Origin of the sequence: Streptomyces sp. MBT53 (genome assembly GCF_016654115.1) — a bacterium.
Lineage (GTDB): Bacteria > Actinomycetota > Actinomycetes > Streptomycetales > Streptomycetaceae > Streptomyces.
On record NZ_JAEQAZ010000031.1, the window covers coordinates 1 to 21,817 of the forward strand.

The 21,817-nt window shown below is 70.0% G+C and carries 25 protein-coding genes and 6 pseudogenes; 12 read left to right on the forward strand and 19 right to left on the reverse strand.

Translation table 11 applies throughout. The annotated features are described in order from the left end of the window. The 4 genes and pseudogenes from JHN45_RS54030 to JHN45_RS14050 all read right to left on the reverse strand — a co-directional run. Positions 1–867, reverse strand: an 867-nt coding sequence (locus JHN45_RS54030; RefSeq protein WP_307783104.1) for a CocE/NonD family hydrolase, incomplete at its 3' end; no start/stop codon positions are given. Between the two features lie 82 nt (positions 868–949). After that, a pseudogene (locus tag JHN45_RS54035) lies at positions 950–1,615 on the reverse strand (CocE/NonD family hydrolase); the annotation flags it as partial. Between the two features lie 142 nt (positions 1,616–1,757). Next, positions 1,758–2,636, reverse strand: a complete 879-nt coding sequence (locus tag JHN45_RS14045; RefSeq protein ID WP_201049194.1) for an alpha/beta fold hydrolase — start codon at positions 2,634–2,636, stop codon at positions 1,758–1,760. A gap of 28 nt (positions 2,637–2,664) precedes the next feature. After that, on the reverse strand, positions 2,665–3,366 hold the full coding sequence (locus tag JHN45_RS14050) for an SDR family oxidoreductase (protein ID WP_201049195.1): 702 nt from the start codon (positions 3,364–3,366) through the stop codon (positions 2,665–2,667). 378 nt (positions 3,367–3,744) lie between these two features. Here JHN45_RS14050 and JHN45_RS14055 point away from each other — a divergent pair, with 378 nt between their 5' ends. Beyond that, on the forward strand, positions 3,745–4,314 hold the full coding sequence (locus JHN45_RS14055) for a TetR/AcrR family transcriptional regulator (protein WP_201049196.1): 570 nt from the start codon (positions 3,745–3,747) through the stop codon (positions 4,312–4,314). 25 nt (positions 4,315–4,339) lie between these two features. Here JHN45_RS14055 and JHN45_RS14060 read toward each other — a convergent pair whose 3' ends face one another. Beyond that, positions 4,340–4,864: a TetR/AcrR family transcriptional regulator gene (locus JHN45_RS14060; RefSeq protein WP_201049197.1), complete on the reverse strand. Its 525-nt coding sequence runs from the start codon at positions 4,862–4,864 to the stop codon at positions 4,340–4,342. A gap of 93 nt (positions 4,865–4,957) precedes the next feature. On the opposite strand from JHN45_RS14060, the pseudogene JHN45_RS14065 reads away from it, so the two are divergent. After that, positions 4,958–5,712 (forward strand): annotated as a pseudogene (locus tag JHN45_RS14065) (oxidoreductase); the annotation flags it as partial. A gap of 455 nt (positions 5,713–6,167) precedes the next feature. Here the strand turns inward: JHN45_RS14065 and JHN45_RS14070 are convergent. Both JHN45_RS14070 and JHN45_RS14075 read right to left on the reverse strand, forming a co-directional pair. Next, positions 6,168–7,151 carry an NADPH:quinone reductase gene (locus JHN45_RS14070; RefSeq protein WP_201049198.1) on the reverse strand — a complete coding sequence of 328 codons (984 nt, stop codon included), beginning with the start codon at positions 7,149–7,151 and terminating at the stop codon, positions 6,168–6,170. 20 nt (positions 7,152–7,171) lie between these two features. Beyond that, positions 7,172–7,750 carry a PadR family transcriptional regulator gene (locus JHN45_RS14075; RefSeq protein WP_201049199.1) on the reverse strand — a complete coding sequence of 193 codons (579 nt, stop codon included), beginning with the start codon at positions 7,748–7,750 and terminating at the stop codon, positions 7,172–7,174. A gap of 126 nt (positions 7,751–7,876) precedes the next feature. On the opposite strand from JHN45_RS14075, the gene JHN45_RS14080 reads away from it, so the two are divergent. Continuing rightward, positions 7,877–8,269: an ester cyclase gene (locus tag JHN45_RS14080; protein ID WP_236583659.1), complete on the forward strand. Its 393-nt coding sequence runs from the start codon at positions 7,877–7,879 to the stop codon at positions 8,267–8,269. A 45-nt stretch (positions 8,270–8,314) separates the two neighbouring features. Here JHN45_RS14080 and JHN45_RS14085 read toward each other — a convergent pair whose 3' ends face one another. Then, complete coding sequence (locus JHN45_RS14085; protein ID WP_201049201.1) at positions 8,315–8,542, reverse strand: hypothetical protein; 228 nt, start codon at positions 8,540–8,542, stop codon at positions 8,315–8,317. Between the two features lie 84 nt (positions 8,543–8,626). Here JHN45_RS14085 and JHN45_RS14090 point away from each other — a divergent pair, with 84 nt between their 5' ends. From JHN45_RS14090 to JHN45_RS14100, 3 genes are all read left to right on the forward strand, one after another. After that, entirely contained in the window at positions 8,627–9,055 is a 429-nt protein-coding gene (locus tag JHN45_RS14090) for a hypothetical protein (protein ID WP_201049202.1), read from the forward strand. Positions 9,056–9,151: 96 nt separating this feature from the next. Further along, a complete protein-coding gene (locus JHN45_RS14095; RefSeq protein WP_201049203.1) occupies positions 9,152–9,808 on the forward strand; it encodes a DUF3105 domain-containing protein in 657 nt (218 codons plus the stop codon). Continuing rightward, positions 9,805–10,503: a DUF305 domain-containing protein gene (locus JHN45_RS14100; protein WP_201049204.1), complete on the forward strand. Its 699-nt coding sequence runs from the start codon at positions 9,805–9,807 to the stop codon at positions 10,501–10,503. The genes JHN45_RS14095 and JHN45_RS14100 overlap by 4 nt, the downstream gene beginning before the upstream one ends. Before the next feature lie 93 nt (positions 10,504–10,596). Here JHN45_RS14100 and JHN45_RS14105 read toward each other — a convergent pair whose 3' ends face one another. Then, complete coding sequence (locus JHN45_RS14105) at positions 10,597–11,202, reverse strand: cadmium resistance transporter (RefSeq protein WP_201049205.1); 606 nt, start codon at positions 11,200–11,202, stop codon at positions 10,597–10,599. A gap of 140 nt (positions 11,203–11,342) precedes the next feature. Further along, positions 11,343–11,756, reverse strand: a complete 414-nt coding sequence (locus JHN45_RS14110) for an arsenate reductase ArsC (protein WP_201049206.1) — start codon at positions 11,754–11,756, stop codon at positions 11,343–11,345. Positions 11,757–11,863: 107 nt separating this feature from the next. Here JHN45_RS14110 and JHN45_RS14115 point away from each other — a divergent pair, with 107 nt between their 5' ends. Both JHN45_RS14115 and JHN45_RS14120 read left to right on the forward strand, forming a co-directional pair. Continuing rightward, a complete protein-coding gene (locus JHN45_RS14115) occupies positions 11,864–12,172 on the forward strand; it encodes a helix-turn-helix transcriptional regulator (RefSeq protein ID WP_200709780.1) in 309 nt (102 codons plus the stop codon). Then, on the forward strand, positions 12,169–12,939 hold the full coding sequence (locus JHN45_RS14120) for an aquaporin (RefSeq protein ID WP_201049207.1): 771 nt from the start codon (positions 12,169–12,171) through the stop codon (positions 12,937–12,939). The genes JHN45_RS14115 and JHN45_RS14120 overlap by 4 nt, the downstream gene beginning before the upstream one ends. A 132-nt stretch (positions 12,940–13,071) precedes the next feature. Here the strand turns inward: JHN45_RS14120 and JHN45_RS14125 are convergent. From JHN45_RS14125 to JHN45_RS14135, 3 genes and pseudogenes are all read right to left on the reverse strand, one after another. Further along, positions 13,072–13,341, reverse strand: a pseudogene (locus JHN45_RS14125) (TIGR02391 family protein); the annotation flags it as partial. Between the two features lie 118 nt (positions 13,342–13,459). Then, a pseudogene (locus JHN45_RS14130) lies at positions 13,460–13,759 on the reverse strand (transposase family protein); the annotation flags it as partial. 118 nt (positions 13,760–13,877) lie between these two features. Further along, positions 13,878–14,957 carry a nitroreductase family protein gene (locus JHN45_RS14135; protein ID WP_201049208.1) on the reverse strand — a complete coding sequence of 360 codons (1,080 nt, stop codon included), beginning with the start codon at positions 14,955–14,957 and terminating at the stop codon, positions 13,878–13,880. A 144-nt stretch (positions 14,958–15,101) separates the two neighbouring features. On the opposite strand from JHN45_RS14135, the gene JHN45_RS14140 reads away from it, so the two are divergent. Beyond that, a complete protein-coding gene (locus JHN45_RS14140) occupies positions 15,102–15,635 on the forward strand; it encodes a MarR family winged helix-turn-helix transcriptional regulator (protein ID WP_201049209.1) in 534 nt (177 codons plus the stop codon). A 93-nt stretch (positions 15,636–15,728) separates the two neighbouring features. On the opposite strand, the pseudogene JHN45_RS54695 reads toward JHN45_RS14140, so the two are convergent. The 3 genes and pseudogenes from JHN45_RS54695 to JHN45_RS14155 all read right to left on the reverse strand — a co-directional run. Next, positions 15,729–15,968 (reverse strand): annotated as a pseudogene (locus tag JHN45_RS54695) (transposase); the annotation flags it as partial. 25 nt (positions 15,969–15,993) lie between these two features. Continuing rightward, entirely contained in the window at positions 15,994–16,371 is a 378-nt protein-coding gene (locus JHN45_RS14150) for a helix-turn-helix transcriptional regulator (RefSeq protein ID WP_201049210.1), read from the reverse strand. A gap of 4 nt (positions 16,372–16,375) precedes the next feature. Further along, a complete protein-coding gene (locus JHN45_RS14155) occupies positions 16,376–16,843 on the reverse strand; it encodes a hypothetical protein (protein WP_201049211.1) in 468 nt (155 codons plus the stop codon). Between the two features lie 171 nt (positions 16,844–17,014). On the opposite strand from JHN45_RS14155, the gene JHN45_RS14160 reads away from it, so the two are divergent. From JHN45_RS14160 to JHN45_RS14170, 3 genes and pseudogenes are all read left to right on the forward strand, one after another. Beyond that, positions 17,015–18,379 carry an NAD(P)-binding domain-containing protein gene (locus JHN45_RS14160; RefSeq protein ID WP_201049212.1) on the forward strand — a complete coding sequence of 455 codons (1,365 nt, stop codon included), beginning with the start codon at positions 17,015–17,017 and terminating at the stop codon, positions 18,377–18,379. A 28-nt stretch (positions 18,380–18,407) separates the two neighbouring features. Continuing rightward, positions 18,408–18,875, forward strand: coding sequence for an ArsI/CadI family heavy metal resistance metalloenzyme (locus JHN45_RS14165; RefSeq protein WP_201049213.1), 468 nt, complete (start codon positions 18,408–18,410; stop codon positions 18,873–18,875). Between the two features lie 8 nt (positions 18,876–18,883). After that, positions 18,884–19,408, forward strand: a pseudogene (locus tag JHN45_RS14170) (MFS transporter); the annotation flags it as partial. Positions 19,409–19,731: 323 nt separating this feature from the next. Here JHN45_RS14170 and JHN45_RS14175 read toward each other — a convergent pair. From JHN45_RS14175 to JHN45_RS14185, 3 genes are all read right to left on the reverse strand, one after another. Next, positions 19,732–20,334, reverse strand: coding sequence for a TetR/AcrR family transcriptional regulator (locus JHN45_RS14175; RefSeq protein ID WP_201049215.1), 603 nt, complete (start codon positions 20,332–20,334; stop codon positions 19,732–19,734). Beyond that, a complete protein-coding gene (locus JHN45_RS14180; protein ID WP_201049216.1) occupies positions 20,331–20,657 on the reverse strand; it encodes a non-heme iron oxygenase ferredoxin subunit in 327 nt (108 codons plus the stop codon). Before JHN45_RS14180 ends, JHN45_RS14175 begins: the two co-directional genes overlap by 4 nt. Positions 20,658–20,852: 195 nt before the next feature. Next, positions 20,853–21,692 (reverse strand): helix-turn-helix transcriptional regulator, encoded by an 840-nt coding sequence (locus tag JHN45_RS14185; RefSeq protein WP_201049217.1) that lies wholly within the window; start codon positions 21,690–21,692, stop codon positions 20,853–20,855. Positions 21,693–21,817 lie beyond the last annotated feature (125 nt).

The window sequence follows — 21,817 nt, forward strand, 5'->3', positions numbered from 1 at the left end:
GGCCGGAACCACCGGCAGCACGATGCGGGAGGGCCGGGTGGGGTCGTGGAAGACCCGCTGGCGGGCCACCCGGGCCGTGGTCGCGCTCTCCTCGGGTTCGCCTGTGTTGAGGTTGCGGTCCCAGCGGGGGAAGTTGCTGGAGGTGACCTGGACCCGTATGCGGTGCCCTGCCCGGAAGACGATGCTGGTCGACCACAGGTCCACGACGTGCTCGGCCGGCTCACCCGGGGTCGCCCGCACCCGCACGATGCCGTCGGTCACATTGCGGGAGACGCCGTGCTCGTCGACGTCACACAGCCGTGCCACCCAGTCGGTCGAGGGCCCGTCCGTGGCCGCGAAGAGCACGGCCTCGACGCGGCCGGTCACCTCGATGTCCTCGGTGAGGGGTTCGGTGGTGAAGACCAGGACGTCCTCACGCGCCTCCACGTCCCTCTGGTCGAGAGGCCCGGGACGGAACTCGTCGGTCATCAGCAACGCGCCGCCGCTGGTGGGCACCGGATCCGTCGGATCGTAGGTGAACTCCTCGGCCTGCTCGGCGACAGCGGGCGGCTCCCGCGTCAGGCGCCCGTCGGCGCGCAGGTGGAAGTCCGTGTCCACGGCCCGCGACAGGGGCCATTCCGTCTCCTCGCGCCACTGGTTGACGCCCATGACGAACAGCAGCACCCTGCCCGTGTCCGGCTCCAGCGCCTCACCGTCGCCGATCGTGCGCTGGAACCAGTCGAGCTGGAGGCCGTGCAGGGGTCCGCGCATGCCCATGAAGGCGGAGTTCGCGCCGAACCCGAAGTTGACGTCGCCGATGACGTGCTGCTGGTTGGAGTGACTCCACGGACCCATGATCAGCGTGGCGGACCGGCCGGCGCGGCGCATGGCGGTGAAGTTGTCGAGTGTGCNCGTACCAGCCGCCGACCTGGAAGGTGGGCAGGTCGACCTCGTCGTGCCGGCCCGCGACACGGCAGGACCGCGCCCACTCGGGCTCCCGCCGGGACCTCTCGTAGCCCAGCTCGGGAAGGTCGTGCCGGACGAACGCGGGGAACCGCCCGGCGGGCAGTTCGCCGTAGCCGCCGTCGGCCAGGCCGTCGAGATCCCGCACGAGCCCGCCGAGACTGCCGCCGAGCGTGGCCGGGTCGGTGCTGTGCCGGCGCATCAGCGCGTCGGCGCCCATCATGAGGGACCAGGGCGCGGTGATGCCGAGTTCGATCGCGCCGCCGCGCGTCCACAGTCCGTCGTCCGGTTCGGACCACGTGACCATCGGCGCGATCGCCTTCAACTCCGGCGGCTTGGACAGCGCCGCCATCCACTGGGTGTTGCCGAAGTAGCTGCCGCCGATCATGCCGACGGAGCCGTTCGCTCCGGGAAGGGCGGCGGCCCACCGTACGGTGTCGTACCCGTCGCTCTCCTCGTACGTCCACGGCTCCCACTCCCCTTCGGAGGCGAACCGGCCGCGGGTGTCCTGGAGGACCACCATGAAGCCACGCCGAGCCGCCGCCAGGGGATCGAGGAGGGCGATCGCCAGGGCCATCTGCTTGCCGTACGGCAGTCGGCTCAGCAGCACCGGCCACGGCCCTGCACCCCCGGGCCGGTAGACATCGGCGCGCAGCACGATGCCGTCACGCATCTGAGCCGGAACGTCGGACTCGACCTGGATCTCTGCCACGCGCTGCTCCTTTGCATGCACGACGCTGTCAGACACATGCTCGAACCTGGTCTCCGTCCCCCACTACACCCGAACGGGGGTGACTACAGCGCCCTCGGGGCGGTCACGCCACCGCGTTCAGCAGGTCGGCCAGCAGGTCGGGCCGTTCCAGCGCGATGAAGTGGCCGGCCTTCGGCACCTGCGTGAACTCGGCGGCAGGCAGCAGCTTCTTGTTGGCCTCCCGGTCCGAGGGCCGGGACCAGTCCTTCTCCCCGTAGACGAGGTGGACGGGCGCCTTGACCTCGGGGTAGCGCGAGCGGGCGGCGATGAGGCTGGGCATGTTCTGGTACACGCCCCGGGCAACGCTCGGGTAGCCGGGGCGGCCGCCCACCTGGAGGAGTTCGTCGAGGTAGTCCTCCCGCAGCGCGGTCTTGTCGACCACCCCGCCCTGCAGGATCCTGCGGACCACGGGCTTGGGCTCCACCCCGGCGACCACCGGGCCCACCCCCGGAGTGAGGACACCGCCGACCACCCCACGGGCCAGCAGACTCGACCGGGCGATACCGCCGCGGAAGTCGTACGCGTTCACCGCGACGACGCGCCGGACCCGCTCGGGCAGGTCGGCCGCGGCGGTCAGGGCGAGCACCGCCCCCATGGACTCCCCGACCAACGTCACGTCGTGGAGGTCGAGTTCGGTCAGGAGCCGCTCGACGCCCGCGCGCATGGCCGGCTCGTCGTACGACGCCCCGGGCACGATCTCGGAGTAGCCCATCCCCGGCAGGTCGAGGGCGTACACGGTGTACTGGTCCGCGATCAGCGGGATGAGGTGGCGGAAGTGCTCGGCCTGGGTGCGCACGGTGTGCAGCAGGACCAGGGGGGCGCCGGTACCCGCCTTGAGGTAACGCAGGGTCCCCTCGTCGCTGCGGTGTCCTGCGCGCGGGGCGAGGGTGTGGCTGGTGGTTCCCTGAATGTGGATCGTGGGACGTGACTCGTGGCTGGGCATCTCGCCGACTCCTCGGGTGTAAAGGGGGTTACTTCGCCAGCTGGGCGTACAGGCCGGCAAGGTCGCCGGCCAGACCGGCCTTGACCTGCCGCGATATGTCGTCGGCGAGCACCTCGTACGCGCCCGTCTCGACGCCGTCGAGGGCGAGGGAGGCAACGTCACGCGGGTCGGACTTGGGCGCCTCGACGTCCGCCGCCAGGTCCGTGTCGACGTAGCCGACGTGCAGTCCGGTGACGGCGATGCCGCGCGGCTGCAGCTCCAGGCGCAGGGAGTTGGTCTGCGACCACAGAGCGGCCTTGGACGCGCTGTAGGAGCCGCCGAGGGCCAGCCAGGACAGCACGGAGTGCACGTTGAGGAGGTGGCCGCCGCCGTTGCGCTCGATGAGGGGGACGAAGGCGCGGGTGAGAAGCAGCGGGCCGTAGAAGTTGGTCTCGAACTCCCGGCGTACGTCGTCGACCGGGGAGTCGAGGAACGATGCGCCGACCGCGGCACCGGCGTTGTTGATCAGCACGGTCACGTCCTGCGCCTGCGCGGCGGCGGCCGCCACGGAGGCCGGGTCGGTGACCTCCAGCGCCACCGGGACCGCGTCGGGGTGCGTCACCGTGCGCGGGTCGCGGGCCGTGGCGTAGACCTTGCCGGCACCGCGCGCATACAGCTCTTCCACCAGGGCCTTGCCGATGCCTCGGCTGCCGCCGGTGACGAAGACGTTGGCGCCCTTGAGTGCGGTCATGACTGCCTCCACAGAATGAGAAACCGATCGGTTTCCATCACGGTAAACCGATCGGTTCCCAGACGCAAGCCCAACCGGCTCCCCGGACTCATCGGGGCGTTCTGTACCCGTGGATCCCCGGGATGACGAGCCCGTCACCTGTCTGACCGGCCTGGTCGATGTCGGCGTCGTCCAAGCCGAGTCGGAGCTTGAGGTCGAGTTTTCCGACCGTGTCGTAGAGCCACTCCGGGACGGTGTCGGGCGTGAGATGGAGGCGGAGGACTGGCGGCAGGGGGATGCCTTCGACGCCGGAGAGGGTGCCCGTCAGGCTCTCGATTCCCCCGGAGCCCCGGAAACCGATCGGTTTTCATTTCGTCCGTTTCGGGTTAACCTCGCGGTATGACCACCGAAGTGAAACTGAGCCCCAGGGAGCGATTGCTGGAGGCGGCGGCCACGCTCACCTACCGAGAGGGCGTCAGCATCGGCGTCGAGGCGCTGTGCAAGGCGGCGGGGGTGTCGAAACGCTCCATGTACCAGCTGTTCGAGAGCAAGGACGAACTCCTGGCAGCAAGCCTGAAGGCTCGCTCCTCCACCTACGCGGCGACCCTCCTGCCCGCGACGGACGACAACCGTTCACCCCGCGAGCGGATCCTGCACGTCTTCGCGCAGGTGGAATCACAGTCCGGCGCCCCCGAGTTCCACGGCTGCCGGTACCTGGCCGTACAGGTAGAACTCAAGGACCAGAGTCACCCCGCGAGCCGGGTCGCTCATCAGGTCAAGGCGAACCTGACCGCCTTCTTCCGTGCCGAGGCCGAGCAGGGCGGGGCGGGCGATCCCGATCTGCTGGCCCGGCAGCTCATCCTGGTCTTCGACGGCGCCAGCGCCCGCGCGGGAATCCAGGCCGACAACCTGACCGGGCTCATCGCCCCCACGGTGACCACCCTGCTCGACGCGGCAGGCGTACGCTGACGCATCGCCCGTCCGGAAAACGCCCTCACCGTCCGGTGCTCGCGGGAAGCCCGATGGCCGTAAGCGTGTTGCCGAGCATGCCGCAGGCGAAGAAGCTCGCGGTCGCGTCGGCATCGGCGCCCAGCGACAGGTGCACGGTTTCCCAGATCCTCATCCAGCCGGCCCGGACGACCTCACCGATCAGGTCATCGCTCTGCGCCTCGGCGGCCGCCACGGCGACATATCCCTGCATCTGCATCAGGAGCGTTTCGGGGCGCGTCGACATCAGGTGCGCGTAAGCGCTCGTCAATGACTGGAGGGCCTGCTCGCCATCCTCCACCCCGTCGGCCGCCCTCTCGAAAGCCAGGCGGGTGTCCTCCATGCTCCGCACCAAAGCGGCGACGAAGATCGCCTTCTTGTCCGGGAAGAGCCGGAAGAGATACGGCTGCGTGACACCCACTGGCTTGGCGATCGCCGCGGTCGAGGTGCCGTGGTAGCCCGTACGCGCGAACTCGGTGATCGCCGCGCGAATGACGTTCTCACGCCGCTCCTGCGCACTGATCCGGCCCATGACGACATTCTCCCTGCTTGAACCTGCATGCGGAAACCGATCGGTTTACTCTATCGGAAACTGATCGGTTTTGAGTGAGCGCGGGAGTCCGTGATGACGACGAACCGGCCGGTGGCACTCGTGACGGGTGCGTCATCCGGCATCGGGAAGGAAACCGCGCTCACCCTGGTCGCAGCCGGATTCAACGTGGTCGGCACAAGCCGTGACACCTCGCGCGTCACTCCGCTAGACGGCGTGACGTTCCTCGACCTCGACGTCGTCAACAACGCCTCGGCCTCCGCAGCCGTCCAGGAGGTGAGCGAGCGGCTCGGGCGGATCGACGTCCTGGTCGACAACGCCGGCGTCGGCTCGATGGGGGCGGCCGAGGAAACCTCCGTCGAGCACGCCCTGTCCGTCTTCGACACCAACGTCTTCGGGGTCATGCGCATGGTGAACGAGGTCCTGCCGCACATGCGCGCCCAGCGACGCGGGCGCATCATCAACATCTCGTCCGTGCTCGGGTTCCTGCCCCAGCCCTACATGGCCGCCTACGCCGCCTCCAAGCACGCGATCGAGGGCTATACCGAGTCCCTCGACCACGAGGTCCGCGACCACGGCATCCGGGCACTCATCGTCGAACCCGCCTACACCAGGACCGGATTCGAGGCCAACAGCGCGAAGCCCGCCCCCCCTTGCACGCCTACGCGAAGCAGCGGCAGACCGTCGACCGCGTCATGGCGCAGGCCGTCAGGAACGGCGACGCCCCCGCCGCCGTCGCCAAGGCGATCGTCGCGGCGGCGACCGACCCGAAGCCGAAACTGCGCTACACCGCCGGGCCACTGGCCGGACGCGCGCGCATACTGCGCCGCCTGCGCACCAGGCTGCTCCCGATGGGGACCAGAGTCAGCATCATCGCCGAGGCTTTTTGTGATCTTCGGGACTCAGGCGCGGAAGGGGCCAGCCATCCATGTGCACACGCAACGGCTCCGCGCAGTCGTCCCTGGCACGGACCGACCCCGTGCAGAAAGTGGCCACTTCAGCGCGGCACCCGCCCGTCCTGGAGCGCCGTGCCCATAGCGTGCCCTTCAGAGCGGACAATCACGGTCAACAACGGGGCCATCAAGCCCCCACACCAGCGGCGGCCGAACGGATCTGTGCAGGTCGGACGGCGTAAGGCTCCCCAAGCGCCGTCGCTTCCCAAGCTGAGAGTGCGAGTTCGATTCTCGTCACCCGCTCCAGAATTTGCCCCCAGGTCAGCGGCCTGGGGGTTGTTTGTTGTCTAGACCCATTTGAGGGTGGCGTGCCCTCCGCGTTTTCTTCTGCGCTATTGAGGGAGGGTGACCAGGGTGCGGCCGTGGTCACCGCCGGCGTCGACGTGGTCGTGGGCCTTGGCGATGTCGTCCAGCGGGTAACGGTTGCCGACGGGGACGGTGAGGGTGCCGACGGCGGCTGCGGAGGTGAGGTCGCGGGCGGCCTGGTGCTTGGCCTCGGCGGGGAAGTCGTCGCTGCCGAGCAGCCGCAGGGTGACGTTGTTGAACAGCAGAGGCCAGAAGGGGATCTCGGTGCGGTCCGCGCGGGTGGCGTAGGCGGCGATGACGGCCCCCTGGGCGGCGACGGCGTTGTCGAGGTCGGCGTTGTCGGACAGCGCGACCTCGATGATCCGGTCGACGCCCCGCGGCGCGTACGAGCGGATGACTGTGGCGGGGTCGCCGGTGTCCAGGGCGACGGCGTGGGAGACGACGGCCGGGTCGACGTGGTCGAGGTCCGCGGTGCGGCGGACGGTGGCGATCACGGTGGCGCCGGCCCAGTGGGCGAGCTGGGCGGCCAGGGAGCCGACGCCGCCGAGAACACCGTGGACCAGGACCAGTTGGCCGTCGACCGGGCCGTCGGCGAAGACGGTGCGGTGGGCGGTGATGCCGGGGATGCCGAGGCTCGCCCCCAGCTCGTCACTGAGGTGGTCGGGCAGAGGTACGGCCTGGTGGTCGGGTACGACGGTGTACTGAGCAGCTGTGCCGAAGGGGCGGTAGGACTGGGCGCCGTACACCCAGACCCGCTGTCCGACGCGGCGGGCGTCGACCTGGGCGCCCACGGCGTCGATGACTCCGGCGGCGTCGCTGTGCGGGATCACCCGCGGGAAGGGCATGGACGAGCCGAGCCAGCCGCGCCGTTTCTTGGTGTCGCCGGGGTTGACGCCCGAGACGGTGACGCGGACGCGGACCTCGCCGGGGCCGGGGACGGGATCAGGGAGTTCACCGACGTGCAGGACATCGCCGGCGGGGCCCTGGTCGTCGTACCAGGATGCAAGCATGGGGGTACCTCCGTGGACAGTCAGCTCGCGGGAGCGGCGGGCGCATGCGGATCGCTGTCGGTGCGTGCGGTGTCGAATGCGGGTGGTTCCTCGCCGAGGGTCTCGCGCAGCCAGGTCCGTTCGGCGCGGCTGGTGGCGCGGGCGGTGAGCAGCATGCCTCGCCGGTAGGGGTCGGCGACCTCCTCGGCACGCAGGGGGCGCTCGTTGTCGTAGAAGAAGCTCGCCGGTTCTTCCAGGAACTCCAGCCGTCTGCGCAGCACCGCGTGCCGTTCGGCCGCGTCGGGCAGGTGGGAGAGGAAGGCCAGGACGACGTAGAACCGGGCGTAGTCGGTGATCTCGTGGTCGGCGGGCTTGCGCAGGCGTTGAAGCATGTCCGCCCGTCCGGCCGCGGTCAGGCTGAGCATGTACCGGGCCGCCCCCGCGGCCGGGTCGGCGCGCCGCTCGACCAGGCCCGCCCTGGTCAGGCGATTGATCGCCGGATACAGGCTGCCGTCACTGACCGGCCGCGTATAACCGGTCAGCTGTGAGACGCGGCGGCGCAGCTCGTGTCCGGGCAGGGGCCCCTCGGCGAGGAAGCCGAGTATCGCGAGTTCCAGCATGAGGCCATCTTCGCACGCGAACATCGAATCGATGTGAACATCGATTCGATGTTACGCTCGCCGATACCCGCCCAAACGTCTCCGGAGAGGCACAGCAAGATGCCATCGCAGTCCACCGAGTCAGTGATGAACCGTTTCGTCGAGTTCATCAACACGGGCGACGAGGATCTCGCCCGCGAGGTCATTTCTCCGGACGCGGTGTTCCACGCGCCAAGCCACCCGGAACCACTGCGGGGGCCCGACGGGTACCTGGAAGTCATCGGGATGATGCGCGGCGCCTTCCCCGACGTCCAGTGGACGCTGGAGGAGACGGTCACCGAAGGCGACACCGTGGCCGCGCGGTTCACCATGCGGGGAACCCACGACGGCGAATTCTTCGGGATCCCGGCGAGCGGCAACAAGATCTCGGTGCAGGCCATGAACTTCTACTACCTGGCCGACGGCCGGATCGTCGGCGAACGGGGCCAGCCCGATCTCCTCGGGGTGATGCAGCAGATCGGTGCCGTACCGGCGCCGTGAGCCCAGTCGTGCCGGGTACCTTTTTTCGCGCGGAGCTACCGCTCCCTAGGGGCCCGTACGTCGCCGTGACGGAGGGCGCAGGCACACACCCGGGCGCGGGCGGCCGACGGGGCCAACCGCGAAGAGGTCGGTCTTCGAGCGGCTGGCGGCGGTGCCCACGGACACAGCGTCGGCGGTGACGATCACGGTGATGACCAGCCACGATGCCGCGCCAAGGTGCTGGTCCGGGACGAGCACGCCGATCAGGGCGGCGAACGCCGGGTGGACGCTCATGAAGATCCCGAAGAAACGGGCGGGGCGCTGATCTCCCGAGCCCGGCCGAAAGCGTGCTCACAGGCACCGCTTAGCATCACGGTGATGACTGGGCGGGAGCAGCACAGGGCGCATGGCGCGTGGCGGACCACGCGGACCGTGGCGCTCTGCCCTGCCCTTGCGGTGTTGTTCGCCGCGTTGGTGATGTGTCTGGGCGCCCTGGCCCACGCCACCGAAGCCCCGGCTGCCGCCCCCATGACCACCATGTCCGTCACGGCGGTCCCGGCGGACGTCTCGGGGACGCACCACGCCAGGACGTTCTCGGACCCGGGCGGCTGTCCGGCCGGTGACGTGTGCTGCGACCCGGTCGCCCACGGCGTACGAGCCGTCCGCACCGCGCCCGCCGAACCTCTGCCCGCGATCCTGCCCGCCGTGCGGAGCAGCCTCGGGCCGGGCACCCGCGCGCGTTGCCCCGCTCTCCCGCCCGCTCGTGGCGCTCCCGATCTCCACGTCCTCCAGGTGCAGCGGATCTAGAGAGATGCCCGCGCGCACGCGCACCGGCATGCCCTCACCCCTGCACTCACCCACCGCCGTACGACGACACCGTGCGGCGGGGACAAGGACGTACCCATGAGCAAGACCAGCAAGAAGGCGGCTGCCGCCGACCGTAAGGCCCGTATCGAGGCGATGCGCCGCGCCGAGAAGGCTCGCGACCGCAGAAACCGCATCCTCACCATCACCCTCAGCACGGTCATGGTCGCCGGGCTGGTCGGCTGGGGCGCCTACGCCGTCAACAACGCCAACGAGAAGAAGGACCAGAAGGCCGCCGCCGCGAAGAAGCTCATACGCGGCGAGAAGACCTGGGACGCCAAGAAGCTCGGCCGCAACCATGTCGAGACCAAGGTCAGCTACCCGATGAACCCGCCCGTCGGCGGCAACCACGCCCCGGTCTGGATGACCTGCAACGGCAACGTCTACACCAAGGCCATACCGAACGAGAACGCCGTCCACTCCCTCGAACACGGCGCGGTCTGGGTGACGTACAACGACAAGGCGACCGCAGCCGACCTCAAGACCCTCGCCGACAAGGTCTCCAAGACCCCGTACACGCTGATGAGTCCGGACAAGACCGAGTCCGGGACGGTCATGCTCTCGGCCTGGGGCCACCAGCTCAGCGTCAACACGGCTTCCGACCCGCGGGTCGAGGAGTTCCTCACCAAGTACGTGCAGGGTGCGCAGACCCCGGAGCCGGGCGCCGCCTGCACCAACGGGCTGACCGCCTCATGACCGACACGACCGCCACCGCACCGGACGACACCGACCTGGACGACGTACCCGCCCGCAAGCCCGCGCTCAGCCGCTGGCTCGTCGCCGGCGCGGCGGCCTTGGTCGCCGTCGTCCTGGCCCTCTCGTTGCTAGCCATCACGGACAACGACGACGGCGACAACAAGTCAGCCGCCGTCCCCACGGCCGGCTCCGCCGACGCCGGCTTCGCCCGCGACATGGCCGTCCACCACCAACAGGCCGTCGAAATGGCCTACATCGTCCGCGACCGTACGAAGAACACCGAAGTCCGGGGCCTCGCCTACGACATCGCCCAGACCCAGGCCAACCAGCGCGGCATGCTGCTCGGCTGGCTCTCGCTGTGGGACCTGCCGGTGACGTCCGCCGACGGCTACATGACCTGGATGCCCATGGGCGGGATGGGCCACCAGGTGAAGGACGGCTCCCTCATGCCGGGCATGGCCACCAACACCGAACTCGGTCGACTCGGCAAGCTCAGTGGCAAACAGGCGGAGGTCCTCTACCTCCAGCTCATGTACGCCCACCACATGGGCGGCATCGACATGGCCCGCGCCTGCGCCCAGCAGTGCACGGTCCCCCAGGAGAAGACGCTCGCCCAGGGCATGGTCGACGCCCAGCAGTCGGAGATGAAGGTCATGGCCGACCTGCTCCGGGAGCGGGGCTCGGCACCCCGATGACACCGAGGCCCGTGACACCCGAAGCCTGGGTGTCACGGGCCTCCCGTCCGTCGCGGGCACTCAGAACCGGTCCCGCAGGTACGGCCGTTCACGTCACAGACCGAAGGCGCCGCCCTCGACGAGGATGAGCAGGCCGATGCCGATCAGGACCAGGGGCAGCAGGATGTGACCCCAGCGGGACAGGGCCTTCGCGATGACCGGACGGGTCGCGAAGAACCGGCCGGCGAAGCACCACACCGCCACCAGCACGAGGAACACCACGGCGTACACGCTCATCCCGCCGACGCCGGCCGTGGCGAAGACCGGCACGTAGACACCGATGTTGTCGCCGCCGTTGGCGAAGGTGACCGCGGCGACCTCCAGCGGACTCGGCCCGCTCCCCTCGGCCTGCGCTTCCTCCTCGTCCCCGTCACCGTCGCGGTGGTTCCGCCACGCCTGCCAGGCGGCCTTCAGGCCCAGCGCCAGCGGCAGCAGACCGAGGTAGGGGATCGCGGACTCGGGCAGGAACGTAGCACCGAACGCGGCGGCCACCGCCACGGCGAGGATCGCGGCGAAGCCCAGGTACTGGCCGAGCACGATGCGGCGCGTGGAACCGTGGTGCCCGGCGCCCTGGGCGAAGAACAGCGCCAGGATCAGGATGTCGTCGACGTTGGTGACGGCGAACAGCCCGGCTGCCTGCCCGATGATGCCCAGGTCCACAAGTAGCGGGTCTCCTTCGGTGCCGGTGTCCCGGTGACGCTACCGAGAGCCCGGACCGAACCCCGCGCGGGGCCGAAGTTCAGTGGTCTTCGTCCCCGTGGACATCGAGCACGCTTACGTCGGACCTGGGCACCGACGAGTCACGCCTCCTGCCGTGCGTCGATCTCGGCGATCAGGGCCTCGATACGGGTCCTGATCTCGTCGCGGATCGGGCGGACGGCCTCGACACCCTTGCCGGCCGGGTCCTCCAGGGCCCAGTCGAGGTACTTCTTGCCGGGGAAGATCGGGCAGGCGTCGCCGCAGCCCATGGTGATGACGTAGTCGGATGCCTGGACGGCCTCGGTGGTGAGGATCTTCGGCCTCTGGTCGGAGATGTCGACGCCGACCTCCTTCATGGCCTCGACCGCGGAAGGGTTGACCTGGTCGCCCGGGACGGAACCGGCGGAGCGGACCTCGATGCGGTCACCCGCGAGGTGGGTCAGCCACGCGGAGGCCATCTGGGAACGGCCGGCGTTGTGGACGCAGACGAACAGCACGGAGGGCTTGTCGGACATCAGCGGTCTCTCTCGTCTCATGGCGACATCAGGCACGGATGGCATCAGGCGCGAGTGACATCAGCACCCCGTGGCGTCAGCCACCACTGATATGAAAGTATCAGCCCATGCTGACGTCAGTCGACACTGATCTGATCCGGGTTCTGGCCGACCCGCTCAGGCTCCGGATCGTGACCCTGCTCGCCCAAGAGACGCTGTGCACCACTCACCTCGTGGAGGAGACCGGTGCCCGGCAGACCAACCTCTCCAACCACATGAAGGTGCTGCGCGAGGCCGGGGTCGTCGAGACGGAACCGTGCGGCCGGTACACCTACTACCGGCTCAAGCCCGAGGTCCTCGCCTCCCTCGCAGGCCAGTTCGCCGAACTGGCCGAGTCCGCGCGCGCCGCCGCGCAGAACAAGAGGGCCTGTCCATGACCGCCGCCGAAGCCGCCCCGCAGGCACAGTCCTCCCCTGCGCCCGTTTCTGTCGGGTCCGCACCGGGTGCGACTCCGCCGCGTGCTCCCCTGATCGCCAGGGCCGCCGCCGAACTCATAGGCACCGCGGCCCTGGTGGCGATCGTGGTCGGCTCCGGCATCCAGGCCACCGAACTCACCAAGGACGTCGGCCTGCAACTGCTGGCCAACTCCACCGCCACCGTCTTCGGCCTCGGCATCCTGATCCTGCTGCTCGGCCCGGTCTCCGGTGCCCACTTCAACCCGGTCGTCACCTTGGCCGAGTGGTGGACCGCTCGCCGTGGTGGCCCCGGAGTCACCCCGCGCGAGGTGGCCGTGTACGTACCTGCGCAGATCGTCGGCGCGATCGCGGGAGCGATCCTGGCGGACGCGATGTTCGCCGAGCCGCTGGTGAAGTGGTCCACGCACGACCGCTCTTCGGGGCACCTGCTGCTGGGTGAGGTGGTCGCGACGGCGGGCCTGATCCTGCTGATCTTCGGCCTCGCCCGCGCCGACCGCCTGCGGTACGCCCCCGTGGCCGTCGCCTCCTACATCGGCGCCGCGTACTGGTTCACCTCGTCCACGTCCTTCGCCAACCCGGCGGTCACCATCGGCCGCGCCTTCACCGACACCTTCGCGGGCATCGCGCCGGGCTCGGTCCTGGGGTTCATCGGCATGCAACTCGTCGGCGCCGTGGTCGGGTTGGGGCTGGTGGCACTCATCTTCGTGCGTGGCCGCCCTGCCGCGTGACGTACACGGCAGAGGCGAGGGCGGAAGGCGGCGGCCAGTCCGGGCTCGCCGCCGACTGTCACCTGCGCGGCCTCATGCCTTCGTCCCCGCCGTCCCGGCCGGTGGACCTTCGACAGACGCCTGAGGGTGGCGTCACGTGGTGCGCGTCGCCGTGTCCACCCAGCGGGCCAGGACACTGAAAGCGGCGAGCTGTTCGAGAGCCTCGTGCTGGGGAAGCCCCGGCAAGCCGTCCTCGTGACTGTTGGGATTCCGGATACCGGCGTAGCAACCTTCGGCGAAGGCGGCGGCGCCACGTTGGAGGCTGCGGAAGGTGTCGCTGCCGTCGTCAATCATCGAACGCAGACGCGGCTGCCCGGGCCTCGGCTCGTCCTTCGAGAAGACGCTCTGGAACAGGGCGGTTTCGGTCGCGTCCCGTCGGCCGACCTTGTCTTGCGCCTCACGGTTGACCTTCTTGACCGCGCGGTGACCGCCTCCCGGAAGTGACCGTCACGCCACAGCGCCTTCGCCGCAGACCAGACCTGAGGACGGGGAAGCCCTGGCGTTCGCAGATCCGGATGATCCGGTGGGCGCGGGCCGCGGTGAGGTCGTGCGCGCGGCCGGGCAGTGCGGGTGAGATCCACAGCAGCCGCCCGGCCGGGTCGGTCACCACCTGGACGTTCACCCCGTGGCGTCGGTGTTTTGGGGAGAAGTCGGCCCGGCTGTCACCGACCCGATCGCGTTCCGCCAGGGTGCCATCGAGGAGGACGTAGGCGGGGTCGGCCTCGCGCGGGGTCCGCAGGAGCCCGGGTACCCGGTCGGCGAGCAGATCGACGACGACTGTGCCCGGACGAGCAGCCTGCGTGCATGGTCCGGGTCGACGCGGTCCACCGGGACGTCCTGTGCACCACGGCGATGACGGCCGCGGTGGACTGCGGGTCAGGGACCTGGCGCGCCGGCTCTCACTGGGGTTGCAGGATGCCGCGCAGGTCGCGGCGGGGTGAGAGGGCGGGGGTGCGGGTGTGCCCGACGCGGACCAGCATCTGGAGCTTCCCGGGCGGGGTGACGTCGGCGAGGGCGTCCATCCGGGCGCGCAGCCGGTCCATCTGCGGGAATTCCTGGAGGGTCTGGCTGAGCGGGTGGAATCTCAGGTCGTGGCCGGCCGCGGTGAGCTGTGCGCGCACATAGGCACGCCCGGTGGTGATCCAGTCCGCCATGGTGTTCGCCGGGGTCGTCAGGGTGAGCAGCGCCCTGGTGTCACGGACGGTTTTGGCGAAGGTCCTGAGGTAGCCGGACCGGTTGATCCGGCTGTGCCAGTTGCTCGGCCGGGTCGTCCAGCGGGCCGCGGCCAGGGGCAGGCCGGTCATGCCCGCGGTGTCGAGGTTGAGCCCGTCGCCCTTCGCCGCGATCTCGGCGTCGGTGAACCGGAACCACTGGTTGGTCTCCTCGAACGTGCCGTGATCGTCGGCCTCGACGGTCATGCCCTGCACGGCACACTCGATGGCGTCGGCCATCCGCTGCGCGCCGATCCAGCCCGGTTGTACGCCGGGACGGGTGGCGGCGGCCGATATCGCGGCGCGCTCGGCGTCGGTGAGCGGCTGGGGCGTGTGCGGCAGGCGGCTGCTGCGCCGGTGCAGGATCTGTGCGAACAGGGGGTCCTCGCCCACCTGGGAGTCGGCGACGAGTCTCAGGTGCGCGGTGGGTTTCGTACCGTACTCGGCGAGGGTCATCCCGCCCTCGGGCAGCACGTCGACGTCCGTGCGGTACCCGAGATGGGTGGCGGCGATCGAGGTCATCTCCACCAGAGTGCCGTGGCTGATGTGCACCTGTCGGCCGGGCGGGTCGGTGACGGGAAGCAGCCGGGCCGGGTCGAAGTAGACCCGCGCCTCGGTGTCCGACACCACCTCGATCCGCCACGGCTGGGTGTTGTGCGCGCTCGGCGCGGTGATCCCGTAGCGCAGCGCCTGCACGATCGGCGGGCTGTCCGGGGCCACCGTCGACAGCGGACGGTCCCCCTCGGAGCCGAGGCGGTAGAGGGTCATCCCAGCTCCCCGCTCGATGCCGAGCCGCCCTGCCCTGGCGGGCTCTTCTTGCGGATGCCCTCGTTCATACGCCACCCCTCAGGTCTCTTTCCAGGAAGTATCTCGCGCGGAAGATATTCCGTTCTGCGGGTAAGGTCAATGCCCGTGGGAAACTCAGAGATCGCGCCGACCGCGTTGGCCGCGCAGGTGGAGCGGGTGCTCGCGGAATGGCGAGTGGCCCGGCCCGACCTCGACCCCACGCCGTTCCGCCTGTTCAGCGCCCTCGCCATCGCCGGCCGCCAGGTCCAGGAGTTCTACGACGCCAGCACCGCCCAGCACGGCCTGTCGGGCCCGGATTTCTTTCTGCTCGCCGAGCTGCGTCGCCGCGGCGAACCCTTCCAGGCCACGCCCGGGGAGCTCACCCAGGTGCTGGTCCGCTCCTCGGGCGGCACCACGAAGCTGCTCGACCGGCTCGTCGCCGTCGGGCACATCACCCGTGTCGCCAACCCTGACGACCGCCGCTCCACCCTGGTCCAGCTGACCGACAACGGCCGTCGCCTGATCGACGTCGCCCTCCAGGACCACCTGGCCGCGGAGGCGACGCTCCTGCAAGACCTCGACCCCGCCGACACGACTCTGGTCATCGACCTGCTGTGGGCCCTGACCAGCCGCCTACGCGCCTGGACCCGTCCGGACTAGGTGTTGCACACGCTGGCGCGAGGCCCGGACGGGTCGGCTCGGCGGCATATCCGTCGACGCTTTGATCTTGGAATCCGGTCATACCGTGGTGTGGCGTGCAACGTATGCGCGCCTGCGGGGGCAACAGCGCATCCGGACCACTGCGATCATGCGGAGGGCTCGGTCGGCCTGGCGGTCCCCGCCTCGACCGAGTCGGTGTCGGTCCCTGCGTCCGGAGGAATCCGGAACTGGAGCGGCACCCCACAGAGCGGCGAACGCGGCCTCTGTGCGCAGGCGTTCGGAGTTGTCGCCGGCCGGGACCAAGAGCTGACCGGCGGTCCCGGTGCCCACACTGAGCGGTGATTCCTCATGCGGTTGGTCAGGCCGCGGTCGGAGCGATGGTCAGCAGCTTGCCCATCGCTGCCAGCACGGACGCCTCGACACGGTAGTAGACCCAGGTGCCGCGCCGCTCGGAGGTGAGCAGGCCCGCTTCCTTGAGCTTCTTCAGGTGGTGGGAGACGGTCGGCTGGGAGACGCCGACGTCGGAGATGTCGCACACGCACGCCTCGCCGCCCTCGTGCGAGGCAACAAGGGAGAACAGGCGCAGCCGTACCGGATCACCGAGCGCCTTGAACATCCGCGCGGCCGTTTCGGCTTCCTCCGCGGTGAAGGGGCGCTCGGTGAGCGGAGGGCAGCACGGTGCCGCAGCCTCGCCAGCGGCGGGTTCCAGCAACGGCAGCACCCGAGTATTCGACATGCATCTATGTTGACACATGTCGAACCAGTCGACGGGGGCCGAGATCGACTCCGTCCAGGGCGAGGCGTCGAGCGCATGCTCCGCGGTGCTGCCCGATCGACCTCTGTGTGAACTGGCCCCAGTCGGACTCGACCAGGTCGACGGTCCTGGCCATGACCTCCTCCGGCGACAGCCCCGTGTGCCGCACAACGGTGCCCAGCAGCGCCGCACCGAGCAACGCGTCGCTGTTGCCGATATGCACGGCGATCTCCGTCAGTTCGTTCCAGCCGGCGACCATCTTCTGCACGTCACCGGCCTCGGCCCCCTCGCGGAAGGTCGCCTCGGCGGCGCCCAGCAGCGCCCGGTAAGGATCCGTCACGGCGTCGCCGGAGTGCCCACCTCCGCCGGCGGCCAGCTTGTACACGTTCAACATGGCGTCGCTCGCGCGCTGGTTGAAGTCGGCGCGGCGAGCCTCAATGGTCGTCTCGGTCATGCCCGTACCCCACGAGACCCCACTGACAATGCCCGCTGACCAGCGACGATCAGATTCTCCGGGCCGGAATCGACCATCAAATTCGACAAACGTCTATGTTGACGCTTGTCGATACAGGTGTCATGCTGGCCGCGCAAGCCATCGACAAACGTCGAAGTAAAGGGGAACCCAGTGAACGCGCTCACCACCGACCAGCTGCCCGTAGTGGTCATCGGTGCCGGTCCCATCGGCCTGGCCGCCGCCGCCCATCTCGTCGAGCGCGGCGTCGAACCCCTGGTCCTGGAAACCGGCCCGGCCGCCGGGAGCGCCGTACGCGAGTGGTCGCACGTCCGTCTGTTCTCCACCTGGGGTGAGGTCACCGACCCGGCCGCCGAGAAGCTCCTCGCGCCAACCGGCTGGACCCGCCCCGACTCCTCCGCCTACCCGACCGGCGGCGACTGGGCCGAGCACTACCTCCAGCCCTTGGCCGACGCCCTCGGCGACAAGGTCCGCTACGGCACGACGGTGACCGGAGTCGCCCGCGCCGGCCGCGACCGCATCGTCGACGCCGGCCGCGACGAGCAGCCCTTCACCGTGCACATCCAGTCCGCCGACGGCCACGAGGAGCGGATCACCGCCCGCGCCGTCATCGACGCCTCCGGCACCTGGTCCAACCCCAGCCCGTTGGGCGCGGACGGTCTGCCCGCCCTCGGCGAGAAGACGGCCGCCGACCGCATCGCCTACCGCGTCCCCGACCTCAAGGACCCTGCTGTACGCGCCCGTTACGCGGGCAGGCGCACCGCCGTCGTCGGCTCAGGCGCCTCCGCGTTCACCGCTCTCGCCCTCCTCGCCGACCTGGCGAAGGAGGAGGACGGCACGCACGCGGTGTGGATCCTGCGGCGGGGCATCGGTACGAACACCTACGGCGGCGGTGAGGCCGACCAACTCCCCGCACGCGGCGCGCTGGGCCTGCGCGCGAAGGCGGCCGTCGAGGCCGGTCACGCGAGCGCGACCACCGGCTTCCGTACACAGGCTGTGGAGTACGACGGCGACCAGCTCGCCCTCGTCGCCGAGGACGGCCGCCGCCTCGACCCGGTCGACGAGGTCATCGTCCTGACCGGCTTCCGCCCCGACCTCTCCTTCCTCTCCGAACTCCGCCTCGGCCTCGACGAACGCCTCCAGGCCCCGACCGCGCTCGCCCCGCTCATCGACCCGAACGTCCACTCCTGCGGCACGGTCTACCCGCACGGCGTGAACGAGCTCTCCCACCCCGAACAGGGCGTTTACCTGGTCGGCATGAAGTCCTACGGCCGCGCCCCCACGTTCCTCGCCATGACCGGCTACGAGCAGGTCCGCTCCATCACCGCCGCCCTCGCCGGCGACCAAGAGGCCGCCGAACGCGTCGAGTTGACCCTCCCGGAGACGGGTGTGTGCGGCGGCGCGGGCCTCTTCGACGAGCCGGAGAACGCCGAACAGTCAGGCGGCGGATGCTGCGCCGCCCCCGCCACCCTCCAGATCGGCATCGGTACCCCGGCCGCCACCTCTGGCGGCTGCTGAACTCCCCACCCACTCAAGGAGCTTCACCATGACATCTCGCGTACAGCTCGCCCTCCGCGTCCCAGATCTCGCCGCATCCATCGCCTTCTACACGAAACTCTTCGGCACCGAGCCCGCCAAACTCCGCGACGGCTACGCCAACTTCGCCGTCGCCGATCCCCCGCTCAAGCTCGTCCTCATCGAAGGCACCGCAGGCGAGGCGACCCGCATGGACCACCTCGGCGTCGAGGTCGAGACGACCGAGGCGGTCCACGCCGCCTCCACCCGCCTGGGCGAGGCCGGCCTGACCACCGACGTGGAGAACGACACCACCTGCTGCTACGCCCTCCAGGACAAGGTCTGGGTCCACGGCCCCGGCCAGGAACCCTGGGAGGTGTACGTCGTCAAGGCCGACGCCGACTCCCTCACCAAGCAGCAGGGCAGCACCTGCTGCACCGGCGCGGCCGAGGTCGCCATCGGCACGAAGGAACCGGCCGCCGCGGGCGGCTGCTGCTGACCTGCCCGATGACCAACCTTCGCGCCGACCCGGCCGTGACCGGAACGGGAGACCGGTCGCGGCCTCGCGCCGCCCTGCCCGCCCTGTGCGCCACCCAGATCACCAGCTGGGGAATCGTCCACTACGCCTTCCCCGTCCTCGATCCGCAGATCACCGCCTCCACCGGCTGGTGCTCCACAACCACCACCGCGGCCTTCTCGGGCGCACTCCTGGTCCCCGCCGCCACCGGCATCCCGGTCGGCCGGATCCTCGACCGCCGGGGCCCACGCGCCGTGATGACCACCGGCTCGCTGCTGGGCGTCGTAGTCGTGCCGGCCATCGCCTACGCGCCCGACCTGATCGCGTTCTCCGCCGCATGGCTTCTGACCGGTATTGCCATGGCCGCCACTCTCTACCAGCCAGCCTTCGCAGTCCTGACCCGCTGGTGGGGCGAGGACCGCGTTCGCGCGCTCACCATCGTCACGATCGCGGGTGGCCTGGCGTCCACCGCCTTCGCTCCACTGACCGCCGCGCTCAAGGGGCGGTTCAGTTTCACCACGGAAGGCGTGCGGGGCGACGACGCCATCGAGGCCCTCGCAGACCTGCTGATGGGCAGCCCAGCACCTTTGCTGGGTGCCGCGTTGGTGCCCGGGGCACTCATAGGCATCGTCGTACGACGAGGATCCGGGGGACGACGGCCCGACGGCTGATCTGACCGACCGCTATGTCGGCGTACTCCTGGACGGGCTGCGCGCCCCTGGTTACGAGACCCTCGCCCAACCCGCCCCCGGCCGCCGGGAGATCGATCAGTTCTTCCGGACCGTGTACGGCCGGTGACGGTTCTGGCCCTTTGTTCCGGGCGCTGCCCGGGGTTCGCTCACCCGCCGTCGGCGCGGATCATCCGCCGTACCAGGTCCGCCCAGGTGGTCTGGAGGCGTGCCACGGGGACCTCGCATTCGACGTGCAGGTAGTCCGTCGTCTCGAAGGTCGCGAAGGCGAGCAGGGCGTGGGCGAGCATGTCGTGGTCGCCGTCAACTCCTGCTTCTTGCAGGAGAGTTGAGATGTGCTGGTGGAAGGCGCGGCCGGTGTCGGAGGCGTGCCGGCGGTCGTGGAGCACCTGGCGTCCGAGCGCGGCGCCCAGGTCCTCGTCGGCGGCGACGCGCTCGATCAGCGCGCGGCCGAACGCCTCCAGCCGGTCCCTCGGGGGTACGCCCGGGCCCAGCGGCGGGGGACCTTCGGTGTACGCCTGGTGGAATTCGGCCTCGGCTTCGCCCAGGAGAGCGAGCAGGAGACCGTCGCGGTCGCCGAACCGGCGGAAGAGCGTTCCCTTGCCGACGCCGGCGGCCTCCGCGACCTCGTGCATCGTCACGTGTTCGGCCCCGCGCTCGGCCACCAGCCGGGCCGCCGCCTCCAGTAGCCGGGCACGGTTGCGGGCGGCATCGGCCCGCTCGGCGGCGGCGTCGGTCGGTGCGTCCCTCACGGCGTTCCTGTCACTTGGACGTGCACGTCGCCGTCCTCGATCCGCACCGGATACACGGGCACGGGACGGGTGGCCGGACGGTCGAGCGGATGGCCGGTGCGCAGGTCGAAGCGGGAGGAGTGCAGCCAGCACTCGACGGTGAAGCCGTCCACCTCCCCCTCGGAGAGCGAGACGGCGCTGTGCGAGCACACGTCGTGGATCGCGAAGACCTCCCGCTCGGTCAGGACGAGCGAGACGGGCACGCCCTCCACCTCGAAGCGCCGCGGGACACCCTCCTCCAACGCGTCGAACCTGCAGACGTACGTGTATCCGCTCCTGGACATCGCGCTCTCCTCGGGTGCATCCATGGCGCCGGTGGTGTGCCAACCGGTTCACAGGGGTGCATCGGGCGGTGGCCTACGGCGTCCGGCCCGGAGCGGCACGTGTGAGTGGGGCTGATCGCCGAGGCTAACGACGTGGAAGCGGGCCGGGATCCGGCGCCGGTCCGAGGCGGCCTCGGCAGATGGACCTAAGTCTCATCAGGGGGTGAGCTGCTGGTGCCCTATCACCGAGAGCAGTTCCAGCTTGCTGTGGCTTTCCGTGCCCGGGCGGGTGGTGAGCACCACCAGGGTCTGGGCGCGGTTCTCGGTGAACAGGACCTGGCCGTCGACGTCGATGCGGCCGAGCTCGGGATGGAGGATGGTCTTGCCCTCGTCGTAGCGCTGGGCGACCTCCTGGAGTTCCCACAGGCGGACGAACTCGGGGCTGTGTTCCCGGAGTTCGGCCAGGATCCGGGAGGCCCGGGGGATGTCGCTGCCGGCGGTCAGTGCGACCCGTAGGCGCGCTGCCTGGGCGCGGCCGTGGCGTTCGTGGTCCTCCTCGGGATACACCAGGCGGTCGGCGGGGTCCATGAACCAGCGGTAGTAGGCGCTGCGGGCCAGGCCGGTGTGGTGGGTCTGGTCGCCGAGCAGGGCGATGGCCAGCGGGTTCATCGCGAGGGTGTCGGCCATGTCGGTCAGCACCAGGGCCGGGGAGTCGTCCAGCCGGTCCAGCACCCGCATCAGGGTCGGGCTGACGTGCTCGGAGCGGTGGAAACGGGCCGGGGCGTTGTGGCCGATGAGGACGAAGAGGTGGTCGCGCTCGTCCAGGGTCAGCCGCAACGCCCGGGCCAGGGCGGTGGTGATCTGGACGGAGGGCTGCGGCGCGCGCTGCTGTTCCAGGCGGGCGTAGTAGTCGGTGGACATGCCGGCGAGCTGGGCGACCTCCTCGCGGCGCAGCCCCCGGGTACGCCTGCGCGACCCCTCGACCAGGCCGACGTCACGCGGGCGCAGCGCCTCACGCCGGTGACGCAGGAATTCCGCCAGTTCCTTCTTGTCCATGCCCACCATCCTCACCGCTTGCCGCCGGGCTATCCAGAGACCGCCGATCCATGGCTGAGCACCCCGCCCGGCGTGACCTCCGGAATGCCAAAGATCGCAGGCAGGGACCGCCGATCCGTGGATGA

Coding starts and splice junctions, on each gene's coding strand:
- JHN45_RS14135 (WP_201049208.1), bottom strand. CDS start 14,957: ATGACCCTCTACCGCCTCGGCTCCGAGGGGGACCGTCCGCTGTCGACG.
- JHN45_RS14055 (WP_201049196.1), top strand. CDS start 3,745: ATGACCACCGAAGTGAAACTGAGCCCCAGGGAGCGATTGCTGGAGGCG.
- JHN45_RS14180 (WP_201049216.1), bottom strand. CDS start 20,657: ATGTCCAGGAGCGGATACACGTACGTCTGCAGGTTCGACGCGTTGGAG.
- JHN45_RS14060 (WP_201049197.1), bottom strand. CDS start 4,864: ATGGGCCGGATCAGTGCGCAGGAGCGGCGTGAGAACGTCATTCGCGCG.
- JHN45_RS14120 (WP_201049207.1), top strand. CDS start 12,169: ATGACCGCCGCCGAAGCCGCCCCGCAGGCACAGTCCTCCCCTGCGCCC.
- JHN45_RS14075 (WP_201049199.1), bottom strand. CDS start 7,750: ATGCTGGAACTCGCGATACTCGGCTTCCTCGCCGAGGGGCCCCTGCCC.
- JHN45_RS14095 (WP_201049203.1), top strand. CDS start 9,152: ATGAGCAAGACCAGCAAGAAGGCGGCTGCCGCCGACCGTAAGGCCCGT.
- JHN45_RS14150 (WP_201049210.1), bottom strand. CDS start 16,371: ATGTCGAATACTCGGGTGCTGCCGTTGCTGGAACCCGCCGCTGGCGAG.
- JHN45_RS14050 (WP_201049195.1), bottom strand. CDS start 3,366: ATGACCGCACTCAAGGGCGCCAACGTCTTCGTCACCGGCGGCAGCCGA.
- JHN45_RS14090 (WP_201049202.1), top strand. CDS start 8,627: ATGACTGGGCGGGAGCAGCACAGGGCGCATGGCGCGTGGCGGACCACG.
- JHN45_RS14165 (WP_201049213.1), top strand. CDS start 18,408: ATGACATCTCGCGTACAGCTCGCCCTCCGCGTCCCAGATCTCGCCGCA.
- JHN45_RS14045 (WP_201049194.1), bottom strand. CDS start 2,636: ATGCCCAGCCACGAGTCACGTCCCACGATCCACATTCAGGGAACCACC.
- JHN45_RS14110 (WP_201049206.1), bottom strand. CDS start 11,756: ATGTCCGACAAGCCCTCCGTGCTGTTCGTCTGCGTCCACAACGCCGGC.
- JHN45_RS14080 (WP_236583659.1), top strand. CDS start 7,877: ATGAACCGTTTCGTCGAGTTCATCAACACGGGCGACGAGGATCTCGCC.
- JHN45_RS14100 (WP_201049204.1), top strand. CDS start 9,805: ATGACCGACACGACCGCCACCGCACCGGACGACACCGACCTGGACGAC.
- JHN45_RS14070 (WP_201049198.1), bottom strand. CDS start 7,151: ATGCTTGCATCCTGGTACGACGACCAGGGCCCCGCCGGCGATGTCCTG.
- JHN45_RS14085 (WP_201049201.1), bottom strand. CDS start 8,542: ATGAGCGTCCACCCGGCGTTCGCCGCCCTGATCGGCGTGCTCGTCCCG.
- JHN45_RS14155 (WP_201049211.1), bottom strand. CDS start 16,843: ATGACCGAGACGACCATTGAGGCTCGCCGCGCCGACTTCAACCAGCGC.
- JHN45_RS14115 (WP_200709780.1), top strand. CDS start 11,864: ATGCTGACGTCAGTCGACACTGATCTGATCCGGGTTCTGGCCGACCCG.
- JHN45_RS14185 (WP_201049217.1), bottom strand. CDS start 21,692: ATGGACAAGAAGGAACTGGCGGAATTCCTGCGTCACCGGCGTGAGGCG.